Origin of the sequence: Mucilaginibacter sp., assembly GCF_025362475.1 — a bacterium.
Lineage (GTDB): Bacteria > Bacteroidota > Bacteroidia > Sphingobacteriales > Sphingobacteriaceae > Mucilaginibacter.
Map to the genome: position 1 here is coordinate 136,414 of NZ_JANYGH010000072.1, position 14,914 is coordinate 151,327.

Here is a 14,914-nt window from a genome sequence, read left to right on the forward strand (position 1 = left end):
TTTAAACAGGGAGGGTTCTGAAATCCTTAATTCCGGATTTTATCATATCATTTTCAAGTTCTTCAGATATATAAACAACAGCAGGAAACTCCTTTAGGTAAAAAATATTTCTTCCGTTTATTACATCTTCTTTTAAAATTAATTTTCTCATTTTCCTTATCACTTTATTACCTTGGGGACCAGGTTCATCAAACAAGTCATAATCTGATTTGTCCCAATCTAAAGCGTCAAGTACTTGCAAAATGTTTAAAATAGTGAACTCATCCTTTTTTTCATAGTTAATTATTTCAGGTTTAATAAACTGAATAAATTTTGCGTCACTTGATGCCTTAAAAAAGTTTGTAGCCTTAACCGAAGTAACTGGTAATACCATTCCTATCCCGGATAAAAAATCGGGTATCTTTTTGGAGGGGTCTTTAATGAAAACCTTTGGGGATGGCTCATCATTTATAGGTACTCCCTTATACATTTTCTCACTAAATGAGGCAGAGCATTCAAACTCGTTAAATTCTAACACGCCCTCATCTACCCAGGGTAAAAGTTGTTTGTAAACCATCATTAAAATACTATGTTATTTAAACTCACACCTGCGCCATTTCTTATGCTTGCACGTGCATCTCTTATCAAATCATCTATTAATACACGTGCCTGACTTGGAGTTATAGCTCCGGCATGCAAACTTGAACGTATGGAAGTTAACCTTGTTTCCACCAGTAAAGTATAATTTGGGTGCGATCCCAGGTGAAAAGCACTATTACCAAACTGTGTTGCAACATTCGGGTTGGTTAAAACTGCATCGGCTAAAGTAGCAGCATCCGGCGGAACCATGATGCCATTTCGCAAACCATCTTCAATATTAAATGGCGGAATCACCCTATCAAACAAATCCTGAAAAGTTGTCCGTAACTCTCTGGGAATAACATGGTGAGCCTGGAAGCTACCTGGTTGCAAGCCTGCAATTCCCCTTCTAAGCTCGGCAGTACTCTCCCGCATCTCAATAACAGCACGACGCGCCTGCCTGTTCCCTGCCCGTCGTAAATCGCGCTGCAGGTCTCTCCTGGCATTTTGTGATAAGGAATTAATATCGTCAATAAACTGGCGCGGGTTGCTTTCAACCCCAACAACAATCCCTCTTTGTCTTCCCCCGCGTATAAATACATCATCACCTAACCTTGCTGTATCATCAGCTGCACCTACAACGCGCAGTTCGCCCTGTTCAATAAATTCAACATCGCCTGTTGCCAGCAGTATCCATGGATTAATGTATCCTTCAAGCCGAAACCTCCGCCTTTCAAACCTGATCCTGAACCTTCTAAAACGAACTCGTGAAAACAATCTTTCAGCAAATTCATCCAACGTTTTCATACCTCTGCCGGCGCGCTCACCTATTCCGCGCATAATCAACCGGCCCCTTTCAACAACTGCGTGAATGGAGGATAAGATGGCTCTTCCGGCCCTACCAAGTGTTGGAAAAGCACGCCCTATTGCACGACCGGCACGCGCTACTACCCGCCCAACAGCAGCCGCGCCAGACTTTAATGATTTCCAAAACGCATCACTACCAAGCAGAGCAAAAATGGCTTCAACGGCAGCAACAGCAATTGAACGCGCTAACGATTTTGCTGCTCCTATAATGTCGCCAGCTATGGATTTATAAACATATTCACCAAGGTAATAAGCTCCTCTTACAACAGCCACGCCAATCATAATGGTTGTAATCGCTTCCATGATAACAGGTAATGCAGCAGTAACCGCGCCGCCGGTTAAAACTTCGGCAACAACCAGTAATACAATAGTCCCAATAATAGTTGGGATAAGCCAGCTGCTATTGCAGTTAAACCACCTTCGTAAACCGGTATACATTTGGTTTAAAGTGTAGCGTGCACGCTGACCGCGGCTGAGCGGACCAAATTTAGCAGCTTCTGGAAATGCTATTGCTGGCTCTGCCTGTCCGCCCGCATGCTCCTGGGATGCGTTACAGGCCTGCGAAAGCATATTTTGCTCACTCTGGGCCATCATTTCCTGGAGTCGGCTTTCAGTTTCTTCTTCGCGGGATAGTGGAGGGCCTTGCGGAGCCGCATCAACTACAGGTTGGGCAACATCACCCGAATCCGGGGCTGCTCCTACGGCCGGAATACCTGCCCCCCCGGCACCTGAAGCTCCATCTTGCGGAAGCATTCCTCCCAATATATCATGAACAGTTCTTGTACCGTCTGTTGAATTGCCAAATTCCACCTCGCCTCCAGTACTACCGGTCCTGCGTAAAATCGATTGGACCAGTTCAGGTTCAAGCTCAAGCGGCGCGACCTGGTCAACGTCTATATCACTTTGGGTATATGTGCTTTTTTGGAATAAGCTCATATCCTCGGGAGCAATTTCACTTTCAACTCCTGATGATTGCACCTGCTGTATTAGTGTTGGCTCTTCAGTTCTTTCAAATGGTAATGGAGCTGTTAAATCAGCTCCTAAAAGCTCTTCTTCCATTTGCCCTTCAAATTCCCCTGGCATTAAACGCGCAGCTTGAATCTGATTACTAATCAGTTCCAGGTCAAGTTCCGAAACCATACGAGCTACCCTATTTGTAGCAGCAACTTTTTCTTCTTCTTCAGTTGCCAGGGTTCTTTGCAAAAATTGAATAATTTGTAACTTAACACCTGGCCAGGTATCGCCAAAGAGCTTAAAGTTTGGCAAATTCTGCAACGCACTTATCATAATCTGGATCACAAAATTGATGATAGGCGGTTTAAAGCAATCTGGTAATACCCTCCAGGCCCAGGCTGCCAATACAATAGGAATTAGCCATGGGTTCATAAGCAGGAAAGCCAGTTTGGCAACAATTTCTGCATATGGGCGAATAAACTCCCATATATCCCGGGCTACGTTAATAATGTGGTGCCCAATTTCGGTAAGCCTTGCACCGGCCCAGGTTACTACCCGCCTAATGGTGTTTGCAAAACTTTGAATACCACGCTGTATAAACCTGAAAACAGCAATAGTCCCAATATTTTCAAGAAGCGTAACTATTGGTTCCTGCAGTGATAGTAATGTATTTGCCACCCAGTTAAAGGCCCCAACAACATTATCTTTAAGTGTTTCAATTCCGGCGGTTATTACATCAAGAATATTTTCTTGCAGGTATGCCCTGAAGCGAACAAAAACTTCACTATTCCAATTGGCACGAACCCATTGAACACCACGATAAATAGCATAGGCACCGGCGCCTATTGCTACAACCGGCCCCAATGGCGATAGCATAAGCAATATACCGCCAATAACCATAAGCGGGGTTTTAATTGGCTCTATGGCTTCCATCAGCCAGTTCCAGGCTTGCTCTGCCTTTCCTTTTATCCAGTCAAGTACAGAGCCCCCTGCCCGCCAGGCAATACCAAACTGCCGCATCAACCAGTTCCAGGCTCGTGCAATAGTTTCGCGTATGGGCCTTATCAATTCCCATAACCAGGCGGCCGTACTGGTAATCCATTCCCAAACGGTACCGGCCACAGCCTTAATAGCATCCCATATTGGCAGGGCAAAGTTGTTCCAGAAAGAAGATAGCAAACTGCCAACCTGCTGAAAAAAAGCGCGGATGCGCTGTAGGGCGGCACCACCAAGCGATCTTATAAAATCAAGTATCTTTTGGGCCAGTACAGCAAAAGCCTGGCATCCCCGTTCAACACCACCAGAAACGGTATCAATCAAGCTGCTTATAAAATCCTCAAGTATGCCCTGCAAACCTTCAGCCTGTAACCTGCTGAATAAACCACCGGTTGCAGCATCCACAGCACGCGCCAGTAAATTCTTAATATTATCAATAATATCGCCCCTCAAAAAATCAAGTAAACCAGGAGCAATTCTTTCAATGATACTCTCGGCCTGGTCTTCAACCCACTCAATTGCACTCGATGCCGCATCCCCTACAGCGGATACAACTCTACCACCGGTTGCATCCCAGGCACTACCCAATGCGGAAGTAATGGCATTTCGCTGAATATGCTGTTTGGGGGCATTTGAGATATTATTGACACCTGCAACCGGCAGAGGTTGCTGAATTGCAGCAGAAAATCCCGTAGATTCTTTACGTTGTATTTTTTCTTCCTGGTCACAGGCGGCGCATTTTCGTTGGATGAAATTAACCCCGGGGATGCTTCCTGGCTCAATATCTGTTTGAATGGCTTGTGATTGCAGAAAATTGGCTCGGGTACTGAATTTACCCATGCTACTAAAATCTTCTTTCTTTTGGATATTTATATTTTGGGGTGAAGTTGGTTTTTCTGGTGTATTATCAGGTGGCGGAGCGGCATAACCCGTGTGCGAGCCGGTTATGTTTTTTTGGCCGACAACATCGGGCTTAATTTCGGTTTGAGATGCGGAACTTGTTTCTAACTGTGCAGTCTCAGCATGGTTTGATTTTCGCTGAATAAACGATTCCGTTTGATTAGTTCGTAAGCTTTCGGAAACACTTCCCTGCACCTGTTTCTTTTTCACACTGCTTCCGCCCTGCTGTAAGGTATGGGTTAACTCATGTGCAAGCAGTTGTTTTCCTTCAGATGTATCCGGCGAAAAATTTCCATGGTTAAAGTATATATTATTGCCTACTGTAAATGCTTTGGCATTTAAATCGCGCGACATATTTGCCGCATCATTACCCGTATGTATCCTTACATCTGAGAAATCATACCCAAACCTGCTTTCCATAAAGCTTTGGGTACGTTCAGGCATCGGGCTACCGCTATTTTTGGAAGAGTTGATCTGAGAAGTTGTATTTTCACTGGCAACCCCGGGAGCTGATGCTTCACTTTTCCGCTGGATCTGGTATGGATTGGACGGATCCCAGATGGGCCTTATGGTACCAAAAAGGTTATCAAGATCAAAACGAAGTAAAGTTGGACTTATAATTTTTGATGATGTGCCTAATTCACGATCAGTGGTTTCCCACCAGGTGGGATTATCCCTTTGCAATGAAGAATCAATAGCCATGGGAACAAGCAAATTTGAGAAGAAAGTTGCATGGCCGGCAGAAGCACCAATAGAGCGAAAAAATTGAAAGGAGTAATTCCAATGGGTTTCAATGGCACTGTAATCACCGGCCGATATCTGTCCGGCGCCCCTGTTCCAAAAAGGGCGGTTCATGGCAAACCAATCAATAGCATTGGCCGGCGCAGCGATTGCAGTAGAACCTGACATCGAAAGCGTGGTTACCCCAGTAGATGGCAGCCTTGTTGGAAAAAGCGAAATTCGGGGTAATGAAGGTACACGCAGCTGAAGTTCTGCAGGATTTATTAAATGAAAAGGAAGCGGAGCAGGCGGGGTAGCTTGTTGTGGCTGTGGTGCTGGCGCTGGTGGCTGTGGAGTTTCTCCATTTTCACCGTCCCTTTGTACCAATTGTGGAGTTGATGTAATTTCCTTTCTATTGATCTTTTCTTCTTCGTCGCAATGAGCGCATTTTCGCTGGATAAATGATGACTCCGGCATACGCATAACATGATCAGCCGTATCATCCGCCTCCTTTTCCAGCGGATCATCCGGTGCCCCCACACTTAGCTTAGCCTGAAAAAATAAACCGGACCCGGTTTCAACAGGTAATACGTCATGTTGCTGCAAGCCTTGTGGCTGAACTATTGCAGCAGGGGTAGAAACGGGCTCAGTAACTGCACTTTCCTTCACTAAAATATTTTGTATTAAGAAGATACAATAGAATTAACTCCCCATTTAACCTGTAAGATACAGGCCGCATAAATATTTAAAGAACTCCAAAATTTTTGTTCTTTAAATGTTGATTAAGGATTAAATGGAGTGGTTAAGGAAGATGGAACAATTTTACCCCAAATTTGAACATAATGGTATAATTCAAAACTGGGCTGATCACTAAAGAGTGAAGTATCAATTACCGAAGGATCTGCCGTGAGATCGAACGAATGCTTACCAGATGTTGTTATTTCCGGCTCATACATTTTTATGTGACTATCTGCCGAATCTTTATAAATAAGCATCTGATGCCCTGCTTTACTATCTCTATTATTGTCTATTTGATTTGCCCTGGGCTTATGCGATGCATCAATCCTTCTTATAAATACATTTCTGGGATTACGGCCCTGTTCATCAACCTGGGTAATTGTACCAGTTTGTTGTGTAGTTGGCAAACCTGCCATATCAAACGTTGAATTAAAGCTTACTGCCCATGTATTTAGCATTAATTGCTCACCTGGATTGAGTGATGATGCCTGGGTTAACACCTCGGCCCTATTATTGCACCAAACATCCATATTTACCATATTTTGAGACAAATCAAGACTTGGGGTTATCTGGCTACGAACTGTATTGGCATTTGCTGCAGGTGTACCGGCATTATCAGCAAAAAAGAGGTCATGCACTGCCTCCATTGCCCAATACATATTACCATAAGTAGCCTGCCTGCTTGTAATTCTTGATTTAACAAAATCAATGACTCTCATGGCAGTTCGTTCCCTTGTACCAACTTGGGGCGCCTGTAAAAGCCCCTGCAGCGAAATTGCGGATAGGTAACTTATTGCAGCAGCCGGCCCCATTAAAATATGGCTCATTAATGCCACTGCCTGCACACAACGAACGGTATCACTATCGGTACCCGGCATACGATCATACTGCCCCAGCTTGTTGGCAATATCATTTCCATCCCATCCGCCGGCTGTAAAAGGTAAAACAGTTTCTGGTAACTGGCTATTTAATTCAATATCCGCCTGAGGTCTGCTTGCTGTCATGCTACCAGCCGGAACCGGTGTAGTCAATGAACTTGTATCTGGCATTCCCGCAGTTATTGTCATAGGCGGCATATTAACAACATCTGTATCTCTTTGAACAGACTGCGGTACATCTCCCTGTTGAATAGTATGGGTAAGCTCGTGGGCCAGCAGCCTTTTGCCGCTTTTGGTACCAGGATTATATTTGTCCTGGTTAAAATAAATATCTTTTCCTACGGTGAATGCCTGTGCATTTAATGCTTTTGAAAGCTGGCCCGATTCAGCTCCCGTATGAATTTTAACGTCAGAAAATTCGGTTCCAAAACGGCTTTCCATAAAGCTTTTAGTTCCCTCATCCATGGTATTACCACCACCTTTAGATGATTCAATTTGCCGGCCTACATCACTAGGCACCGCAGTACCACTGATATCATTTTTCTTTTGTATAGATCCTGTAAGTGGGCTAAGCTGTGCTTTTCTTCCCTCACTAAAATGGGTTTTATGCTGAATAAATGAATTTTCTGGCATATTCACCACTTTGTCTGCAACATTATCAGCCTCATGTTCAAGCGCATCATCAGGCGCGCCAACACTTAATTTAGCCTGAAGGAACGGGCCAGCCACATTTCCCTCAAGCGACACATCGTTTTGTGGCAAATCTTGCTGCTGTACGGTTGCAGCAGGAGTAGCAACGGGTTCTGAAGCGGCAACTTCCTTCACAAAATATCAATGAAATTATATAGCTAAGAAAAAATACAATTTTAAAACAGGGACGCAATATGCAAATCATATTATCCTCCATCACCTGGCGATATAAGGCCGCGTCGGTTAAAACCTTTCAGATCTTCCGATACTTAAATAAGCTTTTGAAGTAGTTAAATTCATCTATCAAAGCATAGGGCTTACCCATTGAGCCTTGGTAAGAATCTTCGATATAAGGCTGACCATTTTTCCAATTAACCGGCCAACTTAGGTTTACTCGCTTTTCTTCGTCTTCATCGGGCCAGTTTTCCCAGCCTTTAAAAGATCTCCTTAATGAAATATCTGCGTGGACAGGTAAATCAAAAATGATTCTTAAAAGAATAAACAGCCGTGATTGTAACACATCATTATTATCCTTATGCGTAAATACTACACGTTCATTTTCAAAAAGATGAATAATATCATGCGAATCCATTTTTTGTATAAGCAGGGCGCATTCAAAATATAAGGCCCAGTCTGCATCTGTAAAATTCCCGTCTTTCCAGGACTTTAACTTACTTATGAGTTCTTTTGCCTGGCTTATTACATTTTCCATTTATGGCTTTGAATCAACTTTATTAAAATGTTTACTTTCTTCACCGCAACAATTCCACCAGGAACTTGCCCAGCGCGAAGACGGCCCTTCTGTTGCAGCACCGTTAAACCATGAAGGTTCGGATTTAGTTGAGGGTAAGGCGCCGCTTGTTGGCTCTTTCCCAGGTCCCCAGCTGCTACTTCCGGCGGGTGCAACATTAAAATCGCCGAGGTCTCCGGTTACAGCCTTGGTAAAAAATTTAATGGTTCCTAAAGAAGTTTGTGTTCCGCTGGTGTTAGGCTGCGCCGGTCTGGTGCTTCCATCTGTCCAGGCATCTCTAACGGTTGTCCAGTCAAGTTTATCACCTTTATTTATTTTCCAGGCTTCCCAAAACTCTAATTTCGGCGCTAATTCTGTATAACTAATATCCGACGGACAATCGGCCTTAGTTTCTAATGATCTGATATGTTGAACAAGGTAACCATCATCCGGTGCTGGACTGCTCAATGCAAATACCCATTGAACATTTCGTTCGCCACAGGTACCTTTGCTAAATGAATGCAGCGAAAGATCTAACTTTTGCACTCTTTGAGCGCTGTTGCTCTGTTGAAGAGTATGCGTTAATTCATGGGCCAGCAAATATTTGCCGTTGTTTGAGTTTGGTTGATACTGGCCGTGATTAAAATATATATCCTTTCCTACAGTAAACGCTTTTGCATGCAAATCGTTACTAAGTTTCGCCGATTCGCCGTCTGAATGGATTTTCACACTATTAAAATCATGACCGAAACGCTTGCTCATAAATGAATTTGTTTGCTGATCAAGAGCTTCACCCTTGCCTAAAGGCGATTTAATTGAATTTGAGGTCGATTCGTTTACTGCAACACCTCCGTCTCCTTTTGCCTGAATCAGTGGTGTTACATCGCCGGCCAATGGTTTCCTTTGCACTTCTTCTTCTTTTTCACATTCAGCACATTTACGTTGGATAAAGTTATTGTCGGATGTATTCATCACGTGGTCGGCCATTGAGTCGGCTTCCTTTTCATAATGATCATCAGAACTTCCGACCGTTAGTTTAGGTTGAACAGAAAGATCATTCCCTATGGTTGTTTTCTCATTGTTGTATGATCCGGGGCCTGATTGAATACCTGTTTTTTTAACTGTAGCAAACATACTTCCCTCCTTTTTTAAATTGTCTTTCCGTCTTTTCTGAATTCTTTTCTTATACCTTCTAATACGTCAGGCTGACGTATTACACTTTCACCACGATGCAGGGCCATAAGTGATGCGTATTGAACAACGTTTATAATTGAACCGCCCGCAATTTCATATTTATCGGCAATGGCACTTAAATCCAGATCATCTGATAATGTGGTTTTAGTGCTAAACGCATTTTGCCAAAGTGAAAGCCGTTCATGACTTTTGGGTACAGGGAAATAAATAACGGATTGCAATCTGCGGCCAAAAGCTTCATCAACATTGCTACGCATATTTGATGATAATATCACCAGGCCATTATAGTCTTCGAGCCGTTGTAGCAGATAGGCTATTTCCTGGTTGGCATATTTATCATGGGCATCAGAAATGGCTGTTCTTTTGCCGAATAAAGCATCTGCCTCATCAAAAAACAATATCCAGTTTTTGTGTTCCGCTTTAACAAATACCTTTTCAAGGTTCTTTTCGGTTTCGCCAATATATTTTGAAACAACCATTGATAAATCAACCCGGTATACATCAACTCCTGCAAGTTTGCCAAACAGCCCGGCAGTAAGTGTTTTACCCGTACCCGGCGGTCCGTGGAACAATACTTTATACCCTGGTTTTAATTGCTTTTTCATCCCCCACTCGTTCATGAGTGTTTTACCATGCTCCAGCCAAATCTTTATGTCATTTAACTGCTCCATGGTGTGCCTTTCAAGCACCAGGTCATTCCAGGAAAGGGTTGTGGTGATCCTCTTGGCAGGAAAATCCATACTGAACGATGGCCTGCGAAGTGTGCCACTGGTAAACAAATCTACATACTCGTCATTAATCAATAGCTGCCCGCTAAATATGGGCTCATTTGCCGGCGAAGAAGCCAGCCACAAAATATTATGAACCCTAAATAAATGGTCTGTATCAAATATTTGCTGAGCCTTAAAACGCTTGCTGAGGTCGTTGCCAGCAAGCAAAAACAAAGCTGTTTCGCCGGTTGGCAAAAAGCCGCTGTGTGCTGTTCCTTTCAAGCCCCCAAACTCAGTACTACCGCGATCTTTAGTTTGATTGCGGGTAAAAAATACATCAAGCGCCTGCGGGCAAATATGTGGCAATAATGCAAGCATTAGTACCAATCTTTCAGAAAATGTTAGTTTATAAAAATCAACAAACTCATAATAAACAGAGCGCCCCGCTGATAATTCAGGCGGGGGGATACTATAAACTAAATCTGTTGCTGATGCTTCACCCCAATACCCCTCTAGGCGCGCCTGAAGTACATTTTGAAACCAGGTGATCTCATCAAGCAGGGCTGACGCGTTTAAATGATACGCGTCCTTATTTAGCACCGGGGATTCACTTACCATTCGCAATAAATTAACTCTTTAAGCCATGGAAGTTTTATTGTACCAATACCCCAGGGCAGGCGGTCAAGTAAAATATCAAAGCCACTTCGTTCAACCTGTATCAACCAATAATCATCTTTATAGGTTACCTTTCCTTCCCGCAAAATGAAGGTATTTTGTAAAGCTGCAATCCCTGATCCTTTTAAGGCTTCCCAATAACCAATCACAGTTTGGAGTAATAACCTTGACTCTTCCTTTTCTTCTTCAGTTAGCCCGATGCCGTTTACAATAACCTCGCTGGCAGGCAGACCGCATAAGATTTTATTCAGCGCCATTTCCCATTCTTTATAATTCTCATCACCGCTTTGCAGATAGTAAAGTAGTACAGCTGCTCTGGTTTGCGCTTCTGCAGATATGAACTGATCATTTTCATCAGTAAGCTTCAATGCATGAAAATAAGCTGGTAAAAACGGGTGAAGCAAAACCAGGCCTGCATTTTCAATATATAAATCATATTTATCGGGTTGGCTACTACGTACTGCTTTTTTTTGATTGAGCAACGTTTCAGAAGAATCGCCCGATCCATTTAGGGTATCGATATTTCCTTTCAATGATTCATGGAAAGCCAGGTTTAAATCAAGCGCATTGATCCTGTTTGTTATTTCATTTTTAGTAACCGGAAACAAACTCATCAATTGGTTTAAAAATGCTTTAAAGAAATTACCTTCATCAGCATGTAGCAAAACAAAGCTTAGCACCTGTTCATGAAATACTTTTAATGTGATGCCGAAAATGGATATAAATTGCTCTTTCTGATTAAGGAGTATATCTACATTTACCTTAAATGCGGCGTTGTTAAATAAGCCTACAATTTGATCGATGTAATTATTATAAGCAGAGTCATCAAGATGATTAACCAGGCGTTTTACCAACTGTTCAACATCTTTTGCTGATGAGTTACGTGCTTTGGGTATGAGCTTAAGCAGGAGGTTACTTTGTTCGGCAGCATCCAGAGCGGCAAGAAGTTCGGCAGGGGGTTGTCTCTGCTCTTTTTTATACCACCAGGGGTAATTCCCGTTTTCTAAAAAGTAAAATAGTGCCGAGCTATTTTGTTGCCTTTGGGAAACATATTGTAAAGAAGCTGCCGGCTCATGCTGTGCCCATTGGTCGTTTCCTTCAGATTCCGGAGCTTGTGTATTTTGCGGGTTTGCCTCAAATTGCTTTACCAGCTCGTTGATGATCTTTTGCTCGACTATTCTTATAAAGTTATCGTTAAACTCATCTCCGGCTAATGATCCAATATCAATTTTAATTGAATCTATTTTTAAAACTTTGTCTGATCGAACAGTTTGATGAAAGATCCGCTCAAACATCTTTGGCAGCTCTGTATTGGCTATTTCATTGATATATTGACTACAACTAAACGCAAGTTTTTCATTACAGGCTTGTATCCTGATCTTTTGCTTACAAATTATTACATCCCCATCCACAATTACCTGATAAAGCTCCTGGTTATAACATTAGCTCGAGTAGTTATCGCGGATACCTGTTGCTGCAAATTAGCATCCTGAACAAGGCTTGTAGCTCCATGCACATCAGCTAAAACGCTTTTTACCGCTTCGGCGTTGTTAGGATCAGCCGCAACCGATGGATCATTTAATTTCGTCGTTACAATATCCGCTGCTTTTAAGACCTCTGTTTCCTTTTCTGCCCTTGTAGGATCTTCAGGCGCAAGTTGCTGTAAGACAAGTTGTTTTTGACGAAGATCTGTAACATCGGCGGTAAGATTCTGGGTGCCAAAAGTTAAACCGCCAGTTGGAAGGGTGTTAAGAGTACCTTTACTCAAAACGGTTTTAAATAGCCCCGAATTGTCATCCAACCGGGAATTAAAGCTTGCTATCTGCGGAGCTATGCCATCAATTCTGGCATTGGTGACAGCCATTTTAAGATCAATTGTAGATGCTACTTTTTGGCTTACTACACCATCAAGTTCGGCTTCCTTGGCATACGGAAGTATATTGGCTTCAAAATGTTTCACATAAGTTGGCTTAAGTTCAAATACGTTATCAATTGGAAATTTAGGAATAAACGGTATCCCTTCTGGTAGTGGCAAAGGCAACGGTGTGTAAATCGGTGGGTTTGGCACTACATCCTTATCAATGCTGGCGTATGGTAACATAAAATCTGCTATTACATTTTGATCATCGGCGGTATATACCAATACAAACGTACCTCCGCGTAAAACCCCGCCGGCATGCTCAAGCCCCGGATTGTCTTTCATAAAGTTACCCAGCATAAGCCCTGTTTTTTTCTTTACAACGGAGTCCTGGTAAATACCCGAAATAACATCTGTTTTCCTGATCACATCAGAATTTAGAATAAAATCATGAGGAATTGCTGCATTTGAAAAGGTGTATTGTTTAGTTTGAGCTTTTACGTTGCTTGCTGCGGTGACTACATTGGATATGGCAGCACGGTAACTCAGCATATTAAATTTAGGGTTAGCAATTTCAAGGCTATTATCAAGCACGCTTTGTTTTGCTGTTTTAAACTCGGTAACAGGCACCGTTTGATCTTTAGCCTGAAGGTTATCATTTACAATATCGGCATTATCCAACCTATCATTAAAAGTGCTTTTTATTGATTTTTCATACATATATAAATGCGGAAAATACCATGGCCTGCCGGGTATGGTTTCCAGCTTCTTTTCAACCTGAACAGATTGAATATTTATTGGCAAGTTATTAGCTAAGATCACTCTGTTAAGTGCAGCCTCAACATCGGACAATTTAAACCCTATGTGCCCTTCAATTCTGAAGAAATTATAGGGCAGAATATTAAACAATAACGGGTTAAAAGTTGCGGCATCATTTGGGGCATATTGACTGGCCGAATAAGAAAGTATTTTATTTTCCCTTTTGCGGTTATTTGCTTTAAAATTCCAGTAAAGGTTTAATGGTAAATTTGGATTGAACCTATAGTAAAAAGGAATACTTCGTTTACCTAATTCAGCATCTTCATAAAAGCTTGGTGTAATTTTAAATCCCTGGTCAAGGTTTTGAAGCTCGGTGGCAGTGGGCACTTTAAAATTAGTGATCATACTGTGTATCCGCTTAAAGCAAAACCGGGTAAGCTCATCAGATTCATCATTATTGTTCAATATAGGTGACTCATAAAAATGGTGGCGGTATTCCAGATCAATTAATACCGGGGTAAACCTGCGAATGAGAACGCCTATATTAAAACGTATATTGCTGAGTAAAGCAGCCCTCGGGTTTAGCAAATTATTTATTGCCGTAGTGTTAATTGGTGGCAATTCCCTTATTGGCAGCCCGATACCAGTTGGTCCGCCCACACCAGGCAACGTAATAATTGGATTTTTTACTGTTGCATCTCTAACCAGGCCAAGCAATACATGTTTTGGAAACAGGTCAACATCCGGAGAGCTTAGCATATCGTCAGAAAAAAGGCTTTCGCGCATTTCATTATATGCATAGCTTATATCCCTGGCAAAATCATATACATACTGGGTAGATGTGGTTGTAGCAGCGGTAAAATACTGATCAAGCAAGGTACCCCAGTTTGTGGTTGGGTCGCCGCTGTCAAATTCATCTTCTACAATAAGCTGGCATACCTGGTAGGCCTTTGTTAATTTATTCTTTATATCATCCTTAACCGCCAGTACATTATTAAAAGAGGCATTCAGTTCGGCGTAGGTATCAATTGCCGTGCTGATTGTTACCCTGGGTATGTTTAGATCATCAAGCGCGAAATAATCCTTGTTCATTGACGGCATACTTTGTAAAAGCGTACGCACATTGTTTTTATGAACAAGCAAAACCTTCAGATCCTTAACAGCTACCATGCCTTTATTATCGCAATCAGTTCCTGTACACAAATCCGGATCGTTATCATAATCTTCCAGGTAAAGTATACCCACATAATCTTTAAACACCGTGCCCGTTGTATCCTCGAGCGTTGATAAGTTTTTACCGGGAGTTGCCCCCACCAACTGGCTGTTGCTAAGCAGAAACATTGGGATAGTTTGATCTGTATCCAGATGAAAGTAGGAGTACTTTGCATTCTTATCCTCAAAGGTATCATACTGATCAAACTCCTGGTCGTTTTGAAACAGTAGCAGGTCTCCATCTGTGGTTATGGCGGCGCCTTTTGAAACTACCAGGTGCTTATTACTCAGCACCCCTATCTCTAAACCCGTAATTATACCAACCCCGATTGCCTGAGTACGGGTTAACCGGGTTTGCACATCCAGGTAATTAAATAAATCATTTAACTGATCGGCAGTTAAAACCTGGTCGTTTTCAAAAATAGTAAAGCGGGTATTGTCTTTACTTATGTTGTCGAGTACGTTACCCATAATT

The 14,914-nt window shown here is 42.4% G+C and carries 8 protein-coding genes; all 8 read right to left on the minus strand.

Annotated elements, in window-relative coordinates; translation table 11 throughout:
- Position 1 precedes the first annotated feature (1 nt).
- The 8 genes from Q0R88_RS25200 to Q0R88_RS25235 all read right to left on the minus strand — a co-directional run bounded on the left by Q0R88_RS25200 (position 2) and on the right by Q0R88_RS25235 (position 14,910).
- Positions 2 to 559, minus strand: coding sequence for a DUF1629 domain-containing protein (locus Q0R88_RS25200; protein WP_295721201.1), 558 nt, complete (start codon positions 557 to 559; stop codon positions 2 to 4).
- Complete coding sequence (locus tag Q0R88_RS25205; RefSeq protein WP_295721202.1) at positions 559 to 5,664, minus strand: DUF4157 domain-containing protein; 5,106 nt, start codon at positions 5,662 to 5,664, stop codon at positions 559 to 561. Before Q0R88_RS25205 ends, Q0R88_RS25200 begins: the two co-directional genes overlap by 1 nt.
- Positions 5,665 to 5,777: 113 nt before the next feature.
- Positions 5,778 to 7,436 carry a DUF4157 domain-containing protein gene (locus tag Q0R88_RS25210; RefSeq protein ID WP_295721203.1) on the minus strand — a complete coding sequence of 553 codons (1,659 nt, stop codon included), beginning with the start codon at positions 7,434 to 7,436 and terminating at the stop codon, positions 5,778 to 5,780.
- Between the two features lie 118 nt (positions 7,437 to 7,554).
- The gene (locus Q0R88_RS25215; protein ID WP_295721204.1) at positions 7,555 to 8,013 is read right to left on the minus strand and encodes a hypothetical protein; all 459 of its coding nucleotides are present in this window, start codon (positions 8,011 to 8,013) and stop codon (positions 7,555 to 7,557) included.
- On the minus strand, positions 8,014 to 9,165 hold the full coding sequence (locus tag Q0R88_RS25220) for a DUF4157 domain-containing protein (RefSeq protein WP_295721205.1): 1,152 nt from the start codon (positions 9,163 to 9,165) through the stop codon (positions 8,014 to 8,016).
- Between the two features lie 14 nt (positions 9,166 to 9,179).
- A complete protein-coding gene (locus tag Q0R88_RS25225; RefSeq protein ID WP_295721206.1) occupies positions 9,180 to 10,553 on the minus strand; it encodes an ATP-binding protein in 1,374 nt (457 codons plus the stop codon).
- Positions 10,547 to 12,022, minus strand: a complete 1,476-nt coding sequence (locus tag Q0R88_RS25230; RefSeq protein WP_295721207.1) for a contractile injection system tape measure protein — start codon at positions 12,020 to 12,022, stop codon at positions 10,547 to 10,549. The genes Q0R88_RS25225 and Q0R88_RS25230 overlap by 7 nt, the downstream gene beginning before the upstream one ends.
- 2 nt (positions 12,023 to 12,024) lie before the next feature.
- A complete protein-coding gene (locus Q0R88_RS25235) occupies positions 12,025 to 14,910 on the minus strand; it encodes a hypothetical protein (RefSeq protein ID WP_295721208.1) in 2,886 nt (961 codons plus the stop codon).
- Positions 14,911 to 14,914 lie beyond the last annotated feature (4 nt).

What these genes read in the sequence shown, in the direction of transcription:
- Q0R88_RS25215 (WP_295721204.1), bottom strand. Translation starts at nt 8,013, where the DNA reads ATGGAAAATGTAATAAGCCAGGCAAAAGAACTCATAAGTAAGTTAAAG.
- Q0R88_RS25225 (WP_295721206.1), bottom strand. Translation starts at nt 10,553, where the DNA reads ATGGTAAGTGAATCCCCGGTGCTAAATAAGGACGCGTATCATTTAAAC.
- Q0R88_RS25200 (WP_295721201.1), bottom strand. Translation starts at nt 559, where the DNA reads ATGATGGTTTACAAACAACTTTTACCCTGGGTAGATGAGGGCGTGTTA.
- Q0R88_RS25235 (WP_295721208.1), bottom strand. Translation starts at nt 14,910, where the DNA reads ATGGGTAACGTACTCGACAACATAAGTAAAGACAATACCCGCTTTACT.
- Q0R88_RS25220 (WP_295721205.1), bottom strand. Translation starts at nt 9,165, where the DNA reads ATGTTTGCTACAGTTAAAAAAACAGGTATTCAATCAGGCCCCGGATCA.